This window comes from Streptomyces sp. NPDC048415 (assembly GCF_040651675.1).
In the GTDB taxonomy this organism is placed as follows: domain Bacteria; phylum Actinomycetota; class Actinomycetes; order Streptomycetales; family Streptomycetaceae; genus Streptomyces.
On the sequence record NZ_JBEZKJ010000016.1, the window covers coordinates 14,044 to 34,110 of the forward strand.

Below are 20,067 nucleotides of genomic sequence, written 5' to 3' on the forward strand. Positions count from 1 at the left end.
GGGGCTTACTGGGCCGCGTTGGCCGCCTTGACCAGCGCGTCCTTGGTGACGGCACCGGCGTACACCTTGCCGTTGTCCGTGATCAGCGCGTTGACCAGGCGGGTCGAGAAGACCGTGCCCGAGCCGAACTTGCCGGTGACGTGGTCGCCGAGGGAGTTCAGGAAGCCGGAGACGTCACCGTTGCCGGACGACGAGCCCGACGGCACGCCCTGGCCGCCCGTGTCGAACTCGGCGATGGAGTTCCACCCCTTGCCGAGGGTCTTCAGACCGTCGAGCCCCTTGGTCAGGCCCTCGTCGGACTTCGGCTGGGCCTTCTTGTCGGCCTTGAGATCGTCGCCCTGGGTGACCTTCGCGCCCTTCGGCGGGGTGAAGTCGAACGTCGAGGCGGCCGGCTTGGAGAAGTCGACCCTGGTGAAGCCCGCGTCCACGACCGCCGCGCCACCGCTCGCCGGGGTCAGCGTGAACTTCAGCGGCAGCCCCGTCTTGGCGTCCACCGCGATGCTGATCGCGCCCACCGTCGTGCCCGACTGCTTCGGCTTGATGAGCAGCTTGTACGCGTCACGGCCCGCGACCTGCGCGGTGCCGTCGACGGTCACGGAGGTGGTGGCGTCGACGGACTTGAGGGCCTCGTCGGCGAACTCCTTCGGAGTGGAGGGGACCTCCTGCTTCGCCTTGGGGCTCTCCTTCTGGCTCCCGGACTTGGGCGCGGTCGCGTGGTAGGCCTCGTTCGACTTGCTGTCGTATGCCCACACCTCGTCGCCGTTGTGGATGACGCTGTACTCGGCGGCGCTGTCCAGGAGGGAGACCTTGCCCTTGTCCGGGCCGTCGGCGGCGACGCGCAGCGTGTGTGTGCCGGACGCCAGCTCCATGAGCTTGGACGACGGATCGGCGGACGAACCGCCGCCCTTGGCGGCGCCCGACGCGAAGCTGCTCTCCAGGCCGCCCAGGCTGGGCAGTCCGAGGTCGGTGCTGATCTTGACCGTGCCGGACAGCTGCTGGACGTCCGACTTGGCGATCTTCTCGATGAGTTGCTGTGCGGTGACCTTCGGCAGGTTGGGGTCACCGGAGTCGGCGAGCGCCGGGACGAGCCCGATCGTCGCCGCCGCCAGCCCCACCACCGCGACCGGGACGACGTAGCGGGCGGCCTTGCGGCGGCCGGCACGCACGTCGTCGGCTTCGTCGGCAAGCGTGTCGTCGGATTCGTACGGTGCCATGTGTGCCTTACCTCCGTCGTCGGCGGCGGCCATACCGTCGTGCACTCGTCCACCCCTGAGCCGCCATTCTCACCCGAACCGGTGAGGAGTGGTGCTCTCAATCTGACCAAATCGGCCAGAAGGAAGCGTCAGACCCGGGACTCAACTCCGTGTACTCCTGCGGTATGACGTGAGAGGGCGGCGCCTCCCCCGACCCGTAGGGGTTGGGGGAGGCGCCGCCCGCGTGTCAGCCGGTCAGCGCTGCACGAACACGTAGTCGGCCTGATACGGAACGCCCACGATCGTGCCCGGTGAGCAGGACCCCGCCGGAGCGACGCCGCCCACGGTGTTGAGGCGAAGGATCTCCTGCGTCCCGGCCAGCAGTCCGCGGTGCCTGCCGGACTGGGTGGCCTTGAGGTCGAGTTCGGGGATGTTCTTGTCGCCGTTCGATGTCTTGGAGATCAGCGCGCCGGTGACCGCGCTGCGGTCGGGCGCGACCCACTGCGGCGTACCGGAGTTGGGCTTCACGAACGAGTGGGCGATGTCGCCGCCGAGCAGCGCCGCGACGTCCCGCTGGGCGAAGGCGTAGCCGCCGCCCTCGGCGGGCTTGCACTCGTAGATCTGCTTGCCCTGGACGACGGACGCCTGGAAGTTGTCCAGGGCGTGCCGGAACGCGAAGGTGCCGGTGACCTTGTGGAGCTGGCCGCGGACGGCGCCACTGGGGAACTCGGCGGTGTGCAGATTCGCGTAGAAGGAACCGGGGTCGGTCTTCAGCTGGCTCAGCAGCCCGGCGTCCTCGACCTTCACGGTGCCCACCATGTGGTGGCCCTTGATCTTGTCGAGCAGCTTGGTGAAGTCGACCTTGACGCCGCCGTTGGTGCCCTTGGCGCCCTGGTGGATGTGGAGCATGGTCGGCTTTCCGGTGCCGCGCCAGCTCACGGCGACGGACACCTTGTCGCCCTTGACCTTGATGAACTCCAGTGCCGCGCCGTCCTTGTCAGCGACGGCGGGGCCACCCTGCACGGGCACCTCGTTGGCCCCGTTGAGGCTGGTGGCGAGGATGGTCGCGCCGTTCTGACCGCCGCTGTGGCCCCCACTGTCGGCGACCGCCGGAACAACTGCGGCGGCGACACCGACCGCGGCGGCAACCGCGACACCCCCCAGGACCAGGCTCTTGCGACGCGCGCTGAATGTGCCGAACGTGGCGTTCGATCCCATGATTCTGTTGTCTCCCCGTATCTCGCTGACACCCCCTGCGTCAGCTTCCACGGATGAGTACGGACTGAGTCCGATCCTGGACTCAATCCAAGTGTGTGACCTGCATCACATCGCTCCGAGGTCGAGCGGAAACTCGACCAAATACGTACATATAGGTGACAGTCATCGGCAACGGTCAAGAGGGTCGCCATGGTCGCCACCAGGCACAACACGAACATCGGACACATCACCGGATACGCGGCCACTGGCGCCGCGATCCTGGCACTGACGCTCTCCGGATGCGGCAGCGGTGGCAGCGGCACCAGCGCGAAGACGGGCAGCGGCACCAGCGCGAAGGGCGGCACGGTGGGAGCGGCCACGCTTGCCACCGCCGACGTCAAGAAAGTCGGCACCGTCGTGACCGACAGCAAGGGCTACGTCCTCTACCGCTTCGACGCCGACTCCGCCCACCCGACGAAGGTCAGCTGCTACGACACCTGCGCCAAACTCTGGCCCCCGGCCACTACCCAAGGCGCCATCACCACCAAGGGCATCGACAAGAACCTGGTCTCGACGGTGAAGCGCACGGACGGCACGACCCAACTGACCCTCGCCGGCTGGCCCCTCTACCGCTTCGCCAAGGACGACGAGCCCAAGGAGGCATACGGCCAGGGAGTGGACGGGACCTGGTTCGCGGTGACACCGACGGGCGCGAAGGCGTCAACCACGACGTCGACGAGCACGGGAGGAAGCGGCTACTGACGGATGGAAACGGCTACCGAGGGAGGAAGCGGCTACCGAGGGAAGCGGCCCGAACGGGGGACGGGCCGCCGGGGGCCGGAGGGGCCGAACGCCGGGCCATTAGCCCGCCCGGTGTACCACCGCGTCAACGAGCTCCACCAGCGCCGCCTTCGCGTCGCACTCCCGCAGCGGAGCGAGTGCCGCCCGCGCCTCCTCCGCGTACCGCACGGTGTCGCGACGCGCCTGCTCGAGCGCGGGATGCACCCGCAGCCGGGAGAGCGCCTCGGCATGCCGGGCGTCATCGCTCAGATCGGAGCCGAGCAGCTCGCACAGCGCGATGTCCTCGGCCAGCCCCAGCCGCTCCGCCCGCTCCCGCAGCCGCAGCACCGGCAGCGTCGCGATGCCCTCGCGCAGATCGGTGCCCGGCGTCTTCCCGGACTCGTGCGAGTCGGAGGCGATGTCCAGGACGTCGTCCGCGAGCTGGAAGGCGACGCCCAGCCGCTCCCCGTACTGCGTCAGCACGTCCACGACCGTCTCGTCGGCCCCCGACATCATCGCCCCGAACCGGCACGCGACGGCGACCAGCGACCCGGTCTTGCCGCTGAGCACATCGAGGTAGTGATCGACCGGATCGCGGCCGTCGCGCGGCCCCGCGGTCTCCAGGATCTGCCCGGTCACCAGCCGTTCGAACGCCTCGGCCTGGATCCGGACGGCCTCGGGCCCGAGGTCGGCCAGCGTGTGCGAGGCGCGCGCGAAGAGAAAGTCACCGGTGAGGACGGCCACCGAGTTGCCCCAGCGGTTGTTCGCGCTGGGCACCCCACGGCGCGCGTCCGCCTCGTCCATCACGTCGTCGTGGTACAGCGTGGCGAGGTGAGTCAGCTCGACGACCACGGCCGAGGGCACGACACCCGGCGCGTACGGGTCACCGAACTGCGCGGCGAGCATCACGAGCAGCGGACGAAACCGCTTCCCGCCGGCCCGCAGGAGGTGCTGTGCGGCCTCAGTGATGAAGGGGACCTCACTCTTGGTGACTTCGAGCAAGCCCTCTTCCACGGCCGCCAATCCGGCCTGGACATCGGCTTCGAGAGCCTGGTCCCGCACGCTCAGCCCGAACGGCCCGACGACGGTCACGAGAGGTTCTCCTGTCTGCTGACGATCACATGGCGAACTCGGTCGATCATTCGGTCGATGACACGGTTTGTCGATGTGTCGCTGCCATCACTCAAGTCAGCGTATCCGGTCACGTTTCGATCACCACGAGCGCCCACCGTCCCCCGGCCGACTTCGCTCCAGCGGCAGGTACCCCGCACGCCCGGGCGGTATCCGATCACGAGCGGTATGTTCTTGATCAGTTGATACGACAGGACATGTAACGACTTGTGAAGAGGCAGGCCCCCGTGTCCCGAAGCGCCGTGGAGAGCGAGCCGGACAGCCGCCCACCTCCGGGTGACGACCACGCCTTCTTCGGCCGGCCCAGGGGCCTGCTGCACCTCTCCGGCCTGGAGGTCTGGGAGCGCTTCTCGTTCCTCGGCATGCAGGCGATCCTGGTCCTCTACTTCCCCGACACCGTCGCCCCACGGCGGCATGGGCATGGCCGCGGGCACGGCGGCATCGGTGTCGGCGGCATCGGTGTCGGCGGCGTACGGAACGCCCGTCCATCTGCTCTCCGTCGCAAGCGGCCGGCTCGCCGCCCGCACGCTCGGCTCGTACCGCGCGGTCCTGTGGGGCGGCATCCTGATCGCCTGCGGCCACTACTCCATGGCGGTACCGACGACCGTCACGACCTGGACGGGCCTGCGTCTGATCAGCGCGGGCACCGGCCTGCTCAAGCCCAACGTCGCCACGATGGCCGGCAAGCTCTACCGCACCGACGACGACCGTCGCGACGCCGGCTTCGCCCTCCCCTACATGGCGATCTACTACATGGCGATCAACATCGGCGCCTTCGCGGGCCCCCTCATCACCAGCCGGCTCGGCGACCACAGGGGCCGGCACTGGGGCTTCTCGGCGGCCGCGATCGGTATGACGTTCGGTCTGATCCCGTACGTGGCGGGCCGCCGTCGCCGTCACCTGGCCGGACGCACGCACCCGGCGGAATTCGCCCTCGTCCCGGCCGCGAGACGCCGCGCCGTCCGCGGAATCGTCTGCGGTCTGCTGGTCGTGGCCGTACTGGCCGTACTGGCCGCACTCCTGGCCGTACTCCTGGCCGTACTCCTGGCCGCCGCCGGATCCCTGACGGTGGGCCGTTTCGTCGACCTGCTCCCCCTCATCTCGGTGATCGCCCCGGTCGTCTACTTCGCGCTGATGTTCGCCGGCCCCCGGGTGACGCCCGAGGAGCGCGGCCGGCTGCGCCACAAGATGCACCCCGTCCACTGAGGTCCTCCCCATGAGCATGCGCATGCGTACGTCCTTCCCCTACGAGACGGCTCACGAGGACGTCCTCATCCCCCTACCGGACGGCACCCGTCTGTACGCGCGGGTCTGGCGCCCGCTGACCGACGAGCCCGTACCGGCCCTCCTCGAGTACCTCCCGTACCGCCTCACCGACTGGACCGCGCCCCGCGACTGGCAGCGCCACCCCTGGTACGCCGGTCACGGCTACGCCTCCGTCCGCGTGGACGTGCGCGGTCACGGCAACTCGGAGGGCTTGCCGACGGACGAGTACTCCGAGGTCGAGCTGGCCGACGGGGTGGAAGTCGTCAACTGGCTGGCAGCCCAGCCCTGGTGCTCGGGCCGGGTGGGCATGTTCGGCATCTCCTGGGGCGGCTTCAACTCCCTCCAGATCGCGGCCCTCGCGCCCGAGCCGCTCAAGGCGATCGTCACGGTCTGCTCGACGGACGATCGCTATGACAACGACGCGCACTACATGGGAGGTTCCGTCCTCGCCGTCGACATGCACGCCTGGGCGGCCACCATGCTCGCCTTCGTCTCCCGCCCACCGGACCCCGTCCACGTGGGCGAGGTGATGTGGCGTGACATGTGGGTGAAGCGCCTGGAGGCGGTGGACCCCTTCGTCCACACCTGGCTGGCACACCAGACCCGGGACGCGTATTGGCGGCACGGCAGCGTCTGCGAGGACTACGGCGCGATCCGGGCGGCGGTGCTGGCGGTCGGCGGCTGGCACGACCCGTACCGCGACACGGTGCTGCGCCTGGTCGAGAACCTTCCCGCGGACCGTGTACGAGGCCTGATCGGCCCCTGGTCGCACCAGTACCCGGACCGGGGCCTGCCGCCCGGCCCGGCGATCGGCTTCCTCCAGGAGACGCTGCGCTGGTGGGACCACTGGCTGCGGGAGACCGACACGGGCGTGATGGCGGAACCCGTCCTGCGCTCGTACGTCATGGACGCGCATCCCCCGGCGACGACGTACCCGTCTCTCCCCGGCCGCTGGGTGGGCGACCCGGCCTGGCCCTCCCCCTCAGTGACCCCGACCGCGTACGAGCTCCAGGGCCCTCCGGTCCTCGTCCGGTCCCCTCAGCACACCGGAGTGGACGCGGGCCGCTTCTTTCCCTTGGGGAACGACGCGGACCTGCCCCCGGACCAGCGGGAGGAGGACGCCAGGTCGGCCTGCTTCGAATTCGAAGTGCCGGAGGAGACCTGGGTGTTGGGCCGCCCGAGGGTCGACCTGCGGCTGACGTCCTCGTCTCCCCGGGGGCAGGTGATCGCCCGCCTCTGCGACGTGGCCCCCGACGGAGCCTCGACGCTCGTCACCCGAGGTGTACTGAACCTGTCAGCGCGCCACGGCCGTGACCAGGCGGTTCCCTGGAAACAGGGTTCTACGGAGAACGTGGTTTTCGAGCTGAACAGCATCGGCTACGCGTTCCCGCCGGGGCACCGCATCCGTCTCGCCGTCTCCTCGGCGTACTGGCCCTGGATCTGGCCCCAGCCGGGCTCGGAGACGGGCTTCACCCTGGATCCCACCGGAAGCACGCTGGACCTCCCGGTGCGCACAAGGGAGTCGGCATCCTCGGCGGCGGGGTCGAAGCCGATCACCTTCGAGGCGCCGGAGCAGTCCGAACCCCTGGGCGTGGTCTCCCCCGCCACACTGGACGAGCCCCGGCCGGAACGCCTGGTCGTCCGCGACGTGGCCGCCGGCACCTGGCGCCTGGAAGTGGACCCGCGCTACGGCGGCACGCGCGTCTACCCCGACGGCCTCGAATTCACCGAGGACGCACTGGAGACGTACACGATCGACGCCTCGGACCCCCTTTCGGCCCGCGCCCGCTCGACCTGGTCGATCCGCTTCCACCGCCCGGACCTGCCCTGGGATGCCCGTATCTCGACGACATCCGACATCACCTGCGACGCCGAGGCCTTCATCACCGCCAACGAGGTCATCTGCAGGGACGGCGACGAGGTGGTCTTCCACCGGACCTGGGAGAAGAGGATCCCGCGCACGGCGGGCTAGAGACTCGGGGGTGCCGTAGGTGATTCTGAGGTCATGGCGCGGACGCGGACCGAGGAATTCCTGATGGACCTCGACGAGGGCATGCTCGGGTACTTCCGCGAGATGGCCCACGAGATGGTCACGCGCTTCGGAATCCCGCGCGCCGAGGCCGTGGCGAGGATCAACCGGGCATACGAGGGGCGGAAGTTCGCCGGCTATCCCGAGCCGATGTGCCGCGAACTGCCCGAATACTGGGGCTACGGGCTCTACTTCGAGCCCAACGCGGGTCGCCTCCCCGACGACGACCCGGACAAGGACCTCTCCGTGTGGGAGGTACGGCCGGCGCCGCCCAGGCACTCCACGGCCTGGACGCTGGAAACATAAATGCCCGAGTTGCGCTGCTTGCCGCTTTGATTCGGATTGGTCGCGTGAATTGGGTCACGCCTGACGGCGTCGGGCGTTTCGCGGCCCGCAGCGATCCCCCCTTTGCGAAAGGCAAGTTGAGGATCGAATTCCGGCACAATCGGACGTTTCACCCCTGCCGCAATCAGGCGAAAGCGATCTTCACCGGGAAATCCGGCCTTGTTACGGACATGTGCTCTCGCATACCTTCACGTCGATCCGAGCGGATCGCCGAATCCTGCCGCCGCCCGGAAACCCACCCACCCACGCACGCACGGCAGGAGCGGGGGACCCAGGCAAGCCGCCGATCCGGACACCGGAACGGCTAGGGGTGAAGTCGCGCTCATCGCGCGGCCGGGCAGCTCCCGCCCGAACCCGACAGCTCACCTCGCAGGCACCGGAGAGGACGTTCGTCATGGCCCGACGAGGCAAGCACCGCCGCCCCAGAACCAGCCCCCTCACCCGCGGCATGGTCGCCGTGGGAACCAGCGGAGCCGCACTCGCACTCCCGCTCGTGAGCGCGACCGGCGCGCACGCCGCCACCCAGACGACACAGGTCGCACAGGTCGCACAAGCCGCCGTCCCGCAGGTCTCGCTCGTCACCTACAAGGTGGTCGCGGGCGACACCCTGTCCAAGATCGCGAAGGACCACGCCACGGCCGGCAGCTGGCAAGATCTGTACAAGGCCAACCGCGCGGTCATAGGCAACGACCCGACACTGATTCACCCGGGCCTCACGCTGACGGTCGGTACGAAAACCACCAAAACGTCCGCAAAGTCGGCGACAGCCGTGTCGGCCACGGCCACCAAGTCGGCGAGCGCGTCCACCGCCACCCCCGCCTCCGCGAAGACGTACACCAACAACCTCGACGGCTGGATCAAGCAGTCCCTGGACATCATGGCCAAGTCGGGCATCCCGGGCAGCTATGACGGTATCCACCGCAACGTCATGCGCGAGTCCTCGGGCAACCCGCTGGCCATCAACAACTGGGACTCCAACGCCGCCGCCGGCATCCCCTCCAAGGGCCTCCTCCAGGTCATCGACCCCACCTTCACCGCTTACCACGTCCCGGGCACCGCCATGGATCCCTATGACCCGGTCGCGAACATCACGGCGGCCTGCAACTACGCGGCGGCGAAGTACGGCTCGATCGACAACGTCAACGGCGCCTACTGAGCGACCGACTCACGAGGTGCTGTTCACCCGGGATGACCGGCTCTCCGAGCCCCCGAAGAGCCGTTCCAGCACCACCGCGATCCCGTCCTCCTCGTTCGACAGGGTCACCTCGTCGGCCACCGCCTTGAGTTCCGGGTGGGCGTTGGCCATGGCGATCCCACGGGCGGCCCAGTCGAACATGGGGATGTCATTGGGCATGTCGCCGAAGGCGAGGGTGGTGCGGGGGGTGAGGCCGAGGTGGGCCGCGGCGAGAGCGAGGCCCGTCGCCTTGGTCACGCCGCATGGCTGGAGTTCGACGGTGCCGGGCCCCGACATGGTGACCGTAGCCAGCGAACCGACCACTCCCCGCGCCGCCGACGCCAACTCGTCGTCGGTCAGGAACGGGTGACGGAGCAGCACCTTGCTGATCGGTTCGGTCCACAGGTCGTCGCGCCGCCGCACCCGCACCGCCGGCAACGTCGGATGCGGCATCACGTACCCCGGCTCGATGAGCGTCAGCCCGTCCACGCCGTCCTGGTCCACCGCCGCGTACAGCAGCCCGACCTCTGCCTCGATCTTGCCGAGCGCCGTCTCCGCCAACTCCCTGTCCAGGGTGACCGACCAGAGCAGACGGTCCGTCCCGGCGTCGTACAACTGCGCCCCCTGGCCGCACACCGCCAGTCCCTCACCGCCGAGTTCGTCGAGCAGCGGTCGCACTCTCGGGGCGGGGCGACCCGTCACCACGAGATGCTGGGCGCCCGCCTCGGCCACCCGCGCCAACGCTGCCCGGGACCGGTCGGAGAGTGTGTCGTCGCCGCGCAGCAGCGTTCCGTCCAGGTCAGTGGCGATGAGTGAATATGCAGTCGGAGCGGCCATGATCCGAAGAATACGGATCGAACGACTCATCGGCCCGGCGTGAACCGGACGACGTCCGGTATCCCGTCAGCAACGCCGCTCACCACACGGTCGGTACGGGTGATATCCGTCGATACGGGCGGTAAGAGCGGTGCTTGGCGGTGGGGGGCGTACCAACGCCACTCCCGGCGTGCGGGATTATCCGAGCGCGGGCTCCCACGCGCGCCAGGAGCCGCAGCCCTTCATCAGGAAAGTCCATCGGGCAAGTCCCTTGGGTAAGTCCGTTGGGTAAGTCCGTTGGGCAATTCCATCGGGAAGCTCCAGGGAGAGACATGACCCTCACGCCCTCCGAGCGGGGAGTGACTCCCTTCCAACAGCACCTCCGCACGGCCGCTGAAGCGATCATCCGGCGCTTCCCGGACGCTCCCAAGCCCGAGATCTACGCTCTCTCCTTCCGCATCTGGCGGATCGACTACGACTCCCGCCGCCCGTACGTGGCGATCGGATACAACACCGAGACCCAGTACCAGCAGTCGGTGTACCCGGAGGACCCGGGCGAGGCCCGCTGGAACTACGCCTACTGGCTCCTGGACGGCTTCGAAACGCTCGGCAACGTGCCCGAGGACCCGGCCGGAAGCCCCCTGTACGTCGATGACGTCAAGCACCTCGGCCTCTGGTTCGACGACGAGGGCGACGAGGGCGACGAGGGCGACGAGGGCGACGAGGGCGACGAGGGCGACGAGGGCGACGAGGGCGACGAGGGCGACGAGGGCGACGACGCGAGTGAGGACCAGTACGAGGCCCTGGTCAACCACTTCGCCGACACCTGCATCGAACTGGCCCGCCACCTCCACTCCAGCGGCCTCCTCACGGAGATCTTCGGCCGCCCCCTCCCCATCGTCGTCTTCGACATGGACTGCCCGGGATGGGAGATCACCGCCACCCGGGCCGCCAACCCTCCAGAGCTGATCGCCGACTTCCTGACCTGGCAGCTGGCCGCGATCTACGAGAGCGCCCCGAGGACCGGCGAGTTCCTGATGCGCCTCGACGAGGAGTGGCTCGACTACTTCCGCGACATGGCGGACGTACTGGTGACACGCTTCGGGATCTCCCGCGCGGAGGCGGTCGCGCGGATCAACGAGCGGTACGCCGCCGAGGAATTCGAACCCGTGGGAGAAGACCTCCTGGGCCACGAACTCCCCGAATACTGGGCGCACCGCCTCTACTTCGAGGCCGACGCCCGAGGGATGCTCCCCTCGGGCAACCCGGACACCGACGGCGACCTCTCGAAGTGGAAAGTCCTCCCCGCCCCACGGAGAAACTCCGGCGCCTGGACCCTCACCGAAGAGGCCTGACGACCAGGAGGCGCCTTCCCGTCATGGCGCCGCCCGTGCCTCCACCAACCCACCTATGCGCGGCCACCAGATGCTTGGCCAGTCGCGCTCACCCGTGCGCGGCCACCAGATGCTTGGCCAGTCGCGGTGAGGCGAACTCCGTCCCGCACACGAACCGCATCACCGGCCCGTACGAAGCCGCCGCCGGCAACCCCGTGAAGTACAGCCCGGGCACCGACGACCGAAGCCCTGCGCCCAGCTTGGGCGTGCCCCGGCTGACCGACAACTCGGTGCGCAGCTCGTGCCCGAGGAAGTCCATCGCGGCGATGTCGACGCGATAGCCGGTCGAGGCTATGACATGGTCGGCGGAGAGCTTCTCTACCCGGCCGCCGTGGGTCTGGACAGCGAGGACGGGGCTGCCCTCGGAGGCGTCGGCGCTGACGATCCGCTGGACCTCACGGACGCCGACCTTGCCCTCGAAGCGGTCGCGGAGCCACCAGGCGCCGAGCGGACCGAGCACGCGGCGGACCAGATAGTGCCGGGCCTGGGCGGGCAGATAGCGGTACGGCCCCGGGTAATAGGTCAGCGCCCACAGGGACCAGGCGCGCCCGAAGGGCGACTCAGGGCGCAGCTTCGGCTGGTCCCATGGGGGCGCGCCGAAGGAGACGGCGCCTTTGCCCCGCGAGACGACCCGCACTTGCGCGCCCGCCTCCGTCGCGAGCGCCGCCGTCTCCAGGGCGGACTGCCCCGCGCCGACGACGATCAGCTCCTTGCCGGAGAACCGGCTCAGGTCGTGGTGCTGGGAACTGTGGGAGACAGGGCCCGTGGGAGTGGGTCCGTCGGCTGCCGCGCCCGCGAGCTCGGGCGGCAGATGGGCCAGCCCGGACAGACCGGTGGCCACCACAACCGCCCGCGCCGTGAACAACTCCCCCGAGTCCAGCTTCAGTTCGAAACCACCGGAGCCACCGGAGCCTCCCGAGCCACCGGAGCCATCGCGGCCCCCCTTACGGTCCACCGAGACGACCCGCACCCGCTCCAGCTCGGGCACCAGCTTCTGCTGGAACCACTCCCCGTACGCGATGAACGTCTCGACCGGGATGATGTCCTCGTCCGTGACAAGACGCGGTATGCCCGCCGCATTGCAGTAATCGAGAAGCGTGTGCCCACGCTGCGGGGCGTCGATGGAGGACGCGGCGGGGGTCGACTTCAGAAGCATCCCCTCGGGCATGTGATCGCGCCAGCTCACCATGGGCTCGCCGAAGACACGCACCGGAATACCGCGCGCCCGCAGATGGGCGGCGGTGGACAGGCCGAATGGCCCGGCACCGATGACTGCTACCGGATGAATCACGAAGTCCCCTCCCCAGGACGTACTACGTCTACTTCGCGGTGGAACTGTTGGTACTGCCAAGGCGGTTGGTCCGCCACAGCTGATACAGATGCTTCGCGCCCGGCCGCACGAAGCGCGCGAGCATCGTGAAGAACGGCCGCAGGTCGTCACCCGCGAGCCAGGCCAGCTCCGTACCGCTCGCGCGAGCCGGCGCGTGCGGTGTCGTATAGCCGCTGCGCCGGTAGGCGAGCAGGGCCGGCAGGTCGATGTTCTCCACGATGTACCGGTGACCGGCCCGCTGTTCCCCCTCGGGAACGGTGCGCCCGGTCAGATCCAGATGCATGGCACGGACGACGTCGATCCCCGACTCGTTCTCGAAGAGCCGGAACTGCGCGCCCATCCGTGGGTTGAAGTCAAGGAGCTTGTACTGTCCGTCGCGCCGGTCGAAGCGCAGGTCGAGGTCGATGACGCCGCTGAAGCCGATCTGTTTGATGAAACGCGCGGCGAGGTCCGCGAGTTCCGGATTGTCGACGACGTACGCATTCGCCGTCATTCCCGCGTGCGGGGGCCAGGAGCGGACCTTCACGCCCGTGAACATCGCGAGCGGCGTCGACTCCGCGTCGAAATACGCGTGCACGATCCAGTCCTCGGCCTCCTCCCTCGGCAGGTACTCCTGGAGGATCACTCCCGGTTGCGCCCCCCAGTCCTTGGCAAGCGTCAGCAGTCCCTCGCGGGTCGGAATCCTGGTCGTCCCGTTCACCGCCGGCCGGCTGCGGCGCACGAACGCCTCGCGGTTCTTGGCGACGAGAGGGAAGCGAGCGCTCTCGGCGAAGGCGACGATCTCCTCGTACGACTCCGGAAAGGCCGCCGCCGGGCTGGCAATGCCGTATTCCACGCACAGTTCGTGCAGCCCCCGCTTGCTGGCGAGGCGGCGCGGCAGCTTGGCGTCCACGCGCGGAAAGAGGAAGCGATCGGTCAGCTCGTCCTGGTGCTCGGCGATCAGCACGGCGGCCTCTTCGTCCGTCGGCACGAGGACCGTCGGCCGGCCGATGCGGCGGCCGATGCGCAGCAGACCCTCGATGAGCCGCTCGGGCTCCTCCGTGCCGGTCGTCGGCCAGACGAACGCCCGCCGCAGATAGCGCGAGCTCGCGGCCGGCGTGTAACGGTCCTCCGTGATCGCATACATCGGTACGCCGAGTCGGCCCAGACTCCGGATGGCGCCCACCCCGCCGTGGTGCAGCGGATAGTCGCCGAACTTCACGATGAGGCCCGGAACATCCCGATCGGCATCGACCGGCACACTGCTGGAGCTCCTGGCCACGGGTCCCCCCACGCATTCCCCCTACGGACCGGACCCACCCCGTCCGCGTCCCCCAAAGGACGCTAAGCCGGAATTGACACGTCCGACAAGGCCTTTTCGGACATTGCGAACTCTTTAGGCACTGCCGCTGTACGGCCACTCCCCCGTAACGTGTGCCGCGACCACATGAAACGCGTGGATCGCATGGATCACATGGATCACATGGCGAGTACGAACCCGAAAGCGAGGCACCGACCGATGCCCCCCTTCGAAGTCCCCGAGGGCGATCCCTTCGGCCCGCACAACCTTCCGTACGGCGTGTTCTCCCTGACCGAGTCCCCCGGCTCGTTCAGTTCGGCCGACTCGTTCAGTTCGGCCAGTTCGGCCGGCGCCGGCGAGCGGCGCGTCGGTGTGCGGCTCGGCGCCCACGTGCTCGACGCCGGCGCGGCGGCCCGGGCGCTCGGCTCCCCCTACGCCGAGCTGCTGGCGCGGCCGACCCTGAACCCGCTGCTCGCCGCGGGCCGCACGGCCTGGTCCGACGTACGACGCGCGCTCACAGCCTGGGTCACGGTCCCGAGCCACCGGGAGACCCTCGAACCCCACTTCCACCCCCTCTCCGACGTCACCCTGCACCTCCCCTTCGAGGTGGCGGACTACGTCGACTTCTACGCCTCCGAGAACCACGCCCGGAACGTCGGCCAGATCTTCCGTCCCGACGCCGCCGACTCCCTCACCCCCAACTGGAAGCATCTGCCGATCGGTTATCACGGCCGCTCCGGCACGGTCGTGGTGTCCGGCACCGATGTCGTACGCCCGTCGGGCCAGCGCAAAGCCCCCTCCGACACCGCGCCCGTCTTCGGCCCCTCGATCCGCCTGGACATCGAGGCGGAGGTCGGCTTCGTGGTCGGCGCGCCCTCGGCCATGGGCACCCCCGTCCCCCTCTCTTCCTTCCGCGAGCACGTCTTCGGCCTCTGCCTCCTCAACGACTGGTCGGCGCGAGACATCCAGGCCTGGGAGTACGTCCCCCTCGGCCCCTTCCTCGGCAAGTCCTTCGCCACCTCCGTATCGGCCTGGATCACCCCGCTCGACGCGCTGGAGGACGCCCGGGTCGCGCCCCCCACACGCACACACCCTCTCCTCCCCTATCTCGACGACTCCTCCGAGGAGCCCGGCGGCTACGACCTCCGTATCTCCGTCGCGATCAACGACCATGTCGTCTCCGAACCCCCCTTCTCCACCATGTACTGGACCGCCGCCCAGCAGTTGGCCCACATGACGGTCAACGGCGCCTCCCTGCGCACCGGCGACCTGTACGGCTCCGGGACCGTCAGCGGCCCCTCGGAGACCGAGCGCGGCTCCCTCCTCGAACTCACCTGGAACGGCCGCACCACCCTCGACCTCCCCGACGGCAAGCGCACGTTCCTCGAGGACGGCGACGAGGTCACCCTGACGGCATGGGCCCCTGGCCCGGGCGGAACACGGGTGGGGCTGGGCGAGGTGAAGGGTCGCATCACACCGCCGCCGGAGAGCTCCTAACCCCGGCCGGCGCCCTCCAGCCCGTTCGGCGTTTGAGGACGAGGCCGTCAAGGCCGATCCGGGAGGCGGGGGCGGAGCCTCCAGGTACGGGACGGGTAGGGGCTGAGCGGGCGAAACCCTCACACACGCAAGCCCCCGCCCCCCCCGGCACCCACACCCCGCCTCCGAAGCACGCCCACACTCCACTCCGCCCACCTCCCACGGTGGCAGATCTCCCCCGCCCCCGCCCGAACCCGCAGGCCAGCCCCCCTCCCTCCGCACCGACAGGTGGCGCAACACTCCAGCAACACCACGCCCCACCCTCCGTCGGTATCGTCCGACGCATGCCCACCGAACGCATCCGAGACCACGCCGGACCAGGCGCGACCACCGTCGCCGCCCACCGGCGTCGGCTGCGCGCGGACCAGGCCCGGCAGCTCGCCGACCTACTCCGCCACCAGGTGCTGACCGGCGGCTTCCCGGACGGCACCCTGCCGCACGAGGCAGCCATCGGCACCGATTACCGCGCCTCGCGCAACACCGTCCGCCAGGCCCTGGACCTGCTCCGCGCGGAAGGCCTGGTGGAGCGCCTCCCCGGCGTCGGCACCGTCGTCGTCGCCCAGAAGTACCCGCACGGACTCGACCGGCTGATGGGACTCGCGGAGACCCTGCGCGAACACGGACAGGTCACCAACGAAGTCCGCACGGTGGGCCCGGTGGCCGCGCCGGCTCCCGTGGCCGACCGCCTCCGCATCGTCCCCGGTGCCGACGTCCTCTACATCGAACGCCTCCGTCGCCTGGACGGCCTCCCCCTTTCCCTCGACCTCACCTACATCCCGCTCGACCTCGGCACCGCCCTGCTCGGCGCCGACCTGGAGAACACCGACGTCTTCCGCCTCCTGGAAGCGATCACGCTGCAGCCCCTCGGGCACGCCGACATCACCCTGGAGGCCGTGAACGCGGACGCCCACTCCGCTGCCGTACTGCAGGCCCCGCGCGGCACCGCCCTACTCATGCTGGAACGCCTCACGCACCTCGCCGACGGCCGCCCCGTGGACCTGGAGTTCATCCGCTTTCGCGGCGACCGCATCACGATGAGCGGCCAGCTCCGCCGCGTGCTCTGACACGCCTCCTCATCGCCTCTCCCTCACCTCCGCTCACTTCTTCGCGCCCCTTCTCCCCTCACCCCTTCATCGTTTTGAAGGACCTTTCCGGTTCATCCCGCGCAGGACTTTTCTGGAGACAGCCATGCCCTTGGCGCCCCAGCGGGCCGACGTGCCCGTGACCATCGACGAGTCGAAGTGCATCGACGGCTGCACGCTCTGTGTGGACATGTGCCCGCTGGACTCCCTCGCCATCGACGAGAGCAGCGGCAAGGCGTACATGCACGTCGACGAGTGCTGGTACTGCGGCCCGTGCGCGGCCCGCTGCCCCACCGGAGCCGTCACGGTCAACATGCCCTATCTCCTGCGGTGAGAGGCCCGAACTCCCATGAAGCACAAGGCAATCGCCCCGCTCGCCGCAGTGGCGCTGGCATTTCCACTCGCCGCCTGCGGCGGTAACGCCGCCGGGGCCGGAGACGGCTCCACCGTCACCATCACGATCGGCTACCAGTCCAAGACGATCAACACCGTCACGGCAGGCACACTCCTTCGCTCGCTAGGCTCCTTCGAGAAGGAACTGAACGCCCTCGGCGACCGCACCACATACAAGGTGAACTGGCAGGACTACGCCACCGGCGCCCCGATCACCGCCCAGATGACCGCCGGGAAGATCGACATCGGTTCGATGGGCGACTTCCCGCTTCTCATCAACGCGGCCCGCGGCAAACAGCTCGGCCGTCCCACCCGCCTGGTCTCCGTCACCGGCTACAACCTCCGCGGCGGCCTCAACACCATTGTCACAGCACCGGATTCGAAGCTTCGCTCGCTGAGTGATCTGCGCGGCAAGAAGGTGTCGACGAGCATCGGCTCGGCCGCCGACGGCACCCTCGTCCGGGCTCTCCAGCGCGCCGGTATCGACCCCGACAAGGGCATCCAGAAACTCAACCAGCAACCCGCCGTGGGTGCTTCGGCTCTCGCGGCGGGCAGCACCGACGCGCTCTCCCAGTTCGTCGCCTGGCCCGGCCTGCTGACCTACCAGGGCAAGGCGAAGGCCCCTGTACGACGGCGCCGAACTGAACCTGCCGACCTTCCACGGCGTCACCGCCCGCGAGGACTTCGCAAAGAAGCACCCTGCCGTACTCGAGGCCTTCCTCAAGGCCCAGTCCGACGCGACGACGTATCTCCACGACCACCCAGTGGCCGCCGCGGAGAAGGTCGCGAAGGCCACCGGCCTGCCCGCCGAGGTCGTCTACCTCTACAACGGCGCCCATGGCATCGCCACCTTCGATCCGGCACTGCAACCACGCCTGATCTCCGCCCTGAAGAAGGACGTCACGGTCCTGAAGTCGGCGAAACTCGTCGGCGACGTAGACGTGGACGCCTTCGTCGACGACCAGTACGTGAAGCGCGCGCTCGGCCCCACCGCGTACGCCGACCAGCTCGCCGCGACGCCCCCACCGGCCGCGAGCGAGGCATGGCCCAAGGGCGCCACCAGTACACGTACCTTCAACTCCCCCTCCTCCCTTCTCCATTACGTCGCCGCACACCGCACCACCCTGCGCGCCGCGTACGTCCCAGACACCACCACCGGCACCCTGTGGTTCGCGGACAAGGCGGTGTGGGTGGCCGACGGCGACAACCTGCGCCCGTTCGTCACGGCGGCGACCGCGCGTGCGTACGTCGCCGCGCACGAGGGCGCGCGCACCATCTCGTACGCCGACGCCCTGGGGCGGGCGTCATGACCCGGTATCTCGTCAGGGCCGCGTCTCTCGCCGCGGCCCTGACCGCCTGGCAGCTCCTGACCAGCCTGAACGTCGACCTCTGGCTGCGCTTCTCGCAGTTCCCGACCGTCGCCGACGTGGCCCGCGCCTTCGGTGACCGGCTGGGCGGCGACGACTACTGGACGGACCTCACCGACAGCCTCACCCGCATCCTCACCGGCTTTCTGCTGGCAGCCGTCCTGGGCGTGGCCACCGGGCTGACCGTCGCGCGCTCCCGCCTCGCCGAGGACCTGCTCGGCCCGCTCCTGGAAGTGGTCCGCCCGATCCCGGCCATCGCGCTCGTCCCCGTCGCGATCCTCCTCTTCCCCAGCAACGAGCAGGGCATCGTCTTCATCACCTGCGCCGCCGCCTTCTTCCCCGTGCTGGTCTCCACCCGACACGCGGTGCGCGCGCTGACTCCGGTGTGGGAGGAGGCGGTGCGCACGATGGGCGGCGGCCGGTGGCGGGTGCTCGGCTCGGTGGTCCTGCCGGGCGCCCTGCCCGGGATCTTCGGCGGGCTCTCGGTCGGCATCGGCGTCTCGTGGATCTGCGTCATCTCCGCCGAGATGATCTCCGGCCAGTACGGGGTCGGCTATCGCACCTGGCAGGATTACACCGTCGTCGACTACCCAGGCGTCTTCGTCGGCATGGTCACGATCGGCGTGCTCGGCTGGCTCACCTCCACGGCCGTCGAACGCGTGGGGCGATGGCTCACCCGGTGGCTGCCGCGCACGGAGTACGTCACGATGCCGCGCGGGCGGGGTGCTGGGGTGCGCGAACGGGTCACCAGGCCGCGCAAGGCTGCCGCTGCTGTCTCGCCGGTCCCGGAAGCCATACGCGGTGAGGGGGTACGCGATGAGCACCTCGTCTGAGACCGCGACGAACAGCCCGCCCGAGACCCCGACGAACAGCCCGCCCGAGACCGCGACGAACACCCCGTCCGAGACCCCGACGAGCGACACGACCGAGACCGCGACGAGTAGCTCGGCTGAGACCAAGGCGTCCGTCGCCACCCGCGGCACCCGGCTCTCCCTCGCGAACGCCTCGCTCGGCCGCCCCGGCGCCCCCGTCCTCGAAGGCGTCGACCTCGACATCGCTCCGGGCGAGATCCTCACCGTCGTCGGCCCGTCCGGCTGCGGCAAGTCAACCCTCCTGCGCACCCTCGCCGGGCTGCTCCCCGCGCTCGCGGGAACGATCGCCCAGGACGGCCGCCCCCTGCCCGGCCCCGGCGCGGACCGCGCGCTCGTCTTCCAGGAGGACACTCTCCTTCCTTGGCGCACCTTGCGCGCCAACGTCGAACTTCCGCTCGCGATCGCGGGTTTGCCGCGCCTCGAGCGCCGCGCCCAGGCCGAGTCCTGGCTCGCCCGGGTGGGACTCACCGGCCGGGAACGGCAGTTGCCGCACCGCGTCTCCGGCGGCCAGCGCCAACGCGTCCAGCTCGCCCGCGCCCTCGCGGGAACGCCCCGCGCCGTCCTCATGGACGAACCCTTCGGCGCCCTCGACGCGCAGACCCGCGCCGGCATGCAGGACCTCCTCGTCGAGGTACTGCACGGCACCGGAGCGACCGTCGTCTTCGTGACCCACGACGTGGACGAGGCACTGTTCCTGGGCGACCGGGTCGCTCTGCTCGGCTCCGGCCGCCAGGTCGACGGCGGTGCTACCAGCAGCGCGGGAACTCTCCTCGCCGTCCGGGCGGTACCCCGCCCCCGCGAGCGATCCGCCCTCGACGACCCGGCGAGGCTCGCCCTGCGCCACGAGGTCCTCACGTCACTCGGCAGTTGAAGAACCGGAAAG

16 protein-coding genes, 2 pseudogenes and 1 riboswitch are annotated in these 20,067 nt (G+C 69.5%); of the genes and pseudogenes, 12 read left to right on the top strand and 6 right to left on the bottom strand.

Features of this window, described 5'->3' with window-relative positions; genetic code table 11:
• Window positions 1-5 precede the first annotated feature (5 nt).
• Together AB0D27_RS13730 and AB0D27_RS13735 are read right to left on the bottom strand one after the other, a co-directional pair.
• A complete protein-coding gene (locus tag AB0D27_RS13730; protein ID WP_362506782.1) occupies window positions 6-1,214 on the bottom strand; it encodes a DUF2092 domain-containing protein in 1,209 nt (402 codons plus the stop codon).
• 234 nt (window positions 1,215-1,448) lie between these two features.
• Window positions 1,449-2,411: a CHRD domain-containing protein gene (locus tag AB0D27_RS13735; protein WP_362506785.1), complete on the bottom strand. Its 963-nt coding sequence runs from the start codon at window positions 2,409-2,411 to the stop codon at window positions 1,449-1,451.
• Window positions 2,412-2,600: 189 nt separating this feature from the next.
• On the opposite strand from AB0D27_RS13735, the gene AB0D27_RS13740 reads away from it, so the two are divergent.
• Window positions 2,601-3,152 (top strand): hypothetical protein, encoded by a 552-nt coding sequence (locus tag AB0D27_RS13740; RefSeq protein ID WP_362506788.1) that lies wholly within the window; start codon window positions 2,601-2,603, stop codon window positions 3,150-3,152.
• 99 nt (window positions 3,153-3,251) lie between these two features.
• Here the strand turns inward: AB0D27_RS13740 and AB0D27_RS13745 are convergent, their stop codons facing one another.
• Window positions 3,252-4,262, bottom strand: coding sequence for a polyprenyl synthetase family protein (locus AB0D27_RS13745; RefSeq protein ID WP_362506791.1), 1,011 nt, complete (start codon window positions 4,260-4,262; stop codon window positions 3,252-3,254).
• A gap of 266 nt (window positions 4,263-4,528) precedes the next feature.
• Between AB0D27_RS13745 and AB0D27_RS13750 the strand changes: the two are divergent.
• From AB0D27_RS13750 to AB0D27_RS13765, 4 genes and pseudogenes are all read left to right on the top strand, one after another.
• Window positions 4,529-5,483: pseudogene (locus AB0D27_RS13750) on the top strand (oligopeptide:H+ symporter); the annotation flags it as partial.
• 40 nt (window positions 5,484-5,523) lie between these two features.
• On the top strand, window positions 5,524-7,539 hold the full coding sequence (locus AB0D27_RS13755) for a CocE/NonD family hydrolase (protein WP_362507034.1): 2,016 nt from the start codon (window positions 5,524-5,526) through the stop codon (window positions 7,537-7,539).
• Between the two features lie 33 nt (window positions 7,540-7,572).
• On the top strand, window positions 7,573-7,902 hold the full coding sequence (locus AB0D27_RS13760) for a hypothetical protein (protein ID WP_362506794.1): 330 nt from the start codon (window positions 7,573-7,575) through the stop codon (window positions 7,900-7,902).
• A gap of 269 nt (window positions 7,903-8,171) precedes the next feature.
• A riboswitch (cyclic di-AMP (ydaO/yuaA leader) is annotated at window positions 8,172-8,330 on the top strand.
• Between the two features lie 5 nt (window positions 8,331-8,335).
• Window positions 8,336-9,097 carry a LysM peptidoglycan-binding domain-containing protein gene (locus tag AB0D27_RS13765; protein WP_362506797.1) on the top strand — a complete coding sequence of 254 codons (762 nt, stop codon included), beginning with the start codon at window positions 8,336-8,338 and terminating at the stop codon, window positions 9,095-9,097.
• Between the two features lie 9 nt (window positions 9,098-9,106).
• Here AB0D27_RS13765 and AB0D27_RS13770 read toward each other — a convergent pair whose 3' ends face one another.
• Entirely contained in the window at window positions 9,107-9,952 is an 846-nt protein-coding gene (locus AB0D27_RS13770; protein WP_362506800.1) for an HAD family hydrolase, read from the bottom strand.
• 311 nt (window positions 9,953-10,263) lie between these two features.
• On the opposite strand from AB0D27_RS13770, the gene AB0D27_RS13775 reads away from it, so the two are divergent.
• Window positions 10,264-11,286, top strand: coding sequence for a hypothetical protein (locus tag AB0D27_RS13775; protein ID WP_362506803.1), 1,023 nt, complete (start codon window positions 10,264-10,266; stop codon window positions 11,284-11,286).
• Window positions 11,287-11,374: 88 nt separating this feature from the next.
• On the opposite strand, the gene AB0D27_RS13780 is transcribed toward AB0D27_RS13775, so the two are convergent.
• Entirely contained in the window at window positions 11,375-12,616 is a 1,242-nt protein-coding gene (locus AB0D27_RS13780; protein WP_362506806.1) for an FAD-dependent oxidoreductase, read from the bottom strand.
• Window positions 12,617-12,644: 28 nt separating this feature from the next.
• Complete coding sequence (locus AB0D27_RS13785) at window positions 12,645-13,916, bottom strand: ATP-grasp domain-containing protein (protein WP_362506809.1); 1,272 nt, start codon at window positions 13,914-13,916, stop codon at window positions 12,645-12,647.
• Between the two features lie 237 nt (window positions 13,917-14,153).
• Here AB0D27_RS13785 and fahA point away from each other — a divergent pair, with 237 nt between their 5' ends.
• The 6 genes and pseudogenes from fahA to AB0D27_RS13815 all read left to right on the top strand — a co-directional run bounded on the left by fahA (window position 14,154) and on the right by AB0D27_RS13815 (window position 20,055).
• A complete protein-coding gene (gene fahA, locus AB0D27_RS13790) occupies window positions 14,154-15,431 on the top strand; it encodes a fumarylacetoacetase (RefSeq protein WP_362506812.1) in 1,278 nt (425 codons plus the stop codon).
• Window positions 15,432-15,754: 323 nt separating this feature from the next.
• Window positions 15,755-16,534 (top strand): GntR family transcriptional regulator, encoded by a 780-nt coding sequence (locus tag AB0D27_RS13795; protein WP_362506815.1) that lies wholly within the window; start codon window positions 15,755-15,757, stop codon window positions 16,532-16,534.
• A 124-nt stretch (window positions 16,535-16,658) separates the two neighbouring features.
• Window positions 16,659-16,886, top strand: coding sequence for a ferredoxin family protein (locus tag AB0D27_RS13800; protein ID WP_030347217.1), 228 nt, complete (start codon window positions 16,659-16,661; stop codon window positions 16,884-16,886).
• A 15-nt stretch (window positions 16,887-16,901) separates the two neighbouring features.
• A pseudogene (locus tag AB0D27_RS13805) lies at window positions 16,902-18,255 on the top strand (ABC transporter substrate-binding protein).
• Window positions 18,252-19,145 carry an ABC transporter permease gene (locus AB0D27_RS13810; RefSeq protein WP_362506818.1) on the top strand — a complete coding sequence of 298 codons (894 nt, stop codon included), beginning with the start codon at window positions 18,252-18,254 and terminating at the stop codon, window positions 19,143-19,145. Before AB0D27_RS13805 ends, AB0D27_RS13810 begins: the two are co-directional and overlap by 4 nt.
• Window positions 19,129-20,055: an ATP-binding cassette domain-containing protein gene (locus AB0D27_RS13815; RefSeq protein ID WP_362506821.1), complete on the top strand. Its 927-nt coding sequence runs from the start codon at window positions 19,129-19,131 to the stop codon at window positions 20,053-20,055. The genes AB0D27_RS13810 and AB0D27_RS13815 overlap by 17 nt, the downstream gene beginning before the upstream one ends.
• The last annotated feature ends 12 nt before the right edge of the window (window positions 20,056-20,067 follow it).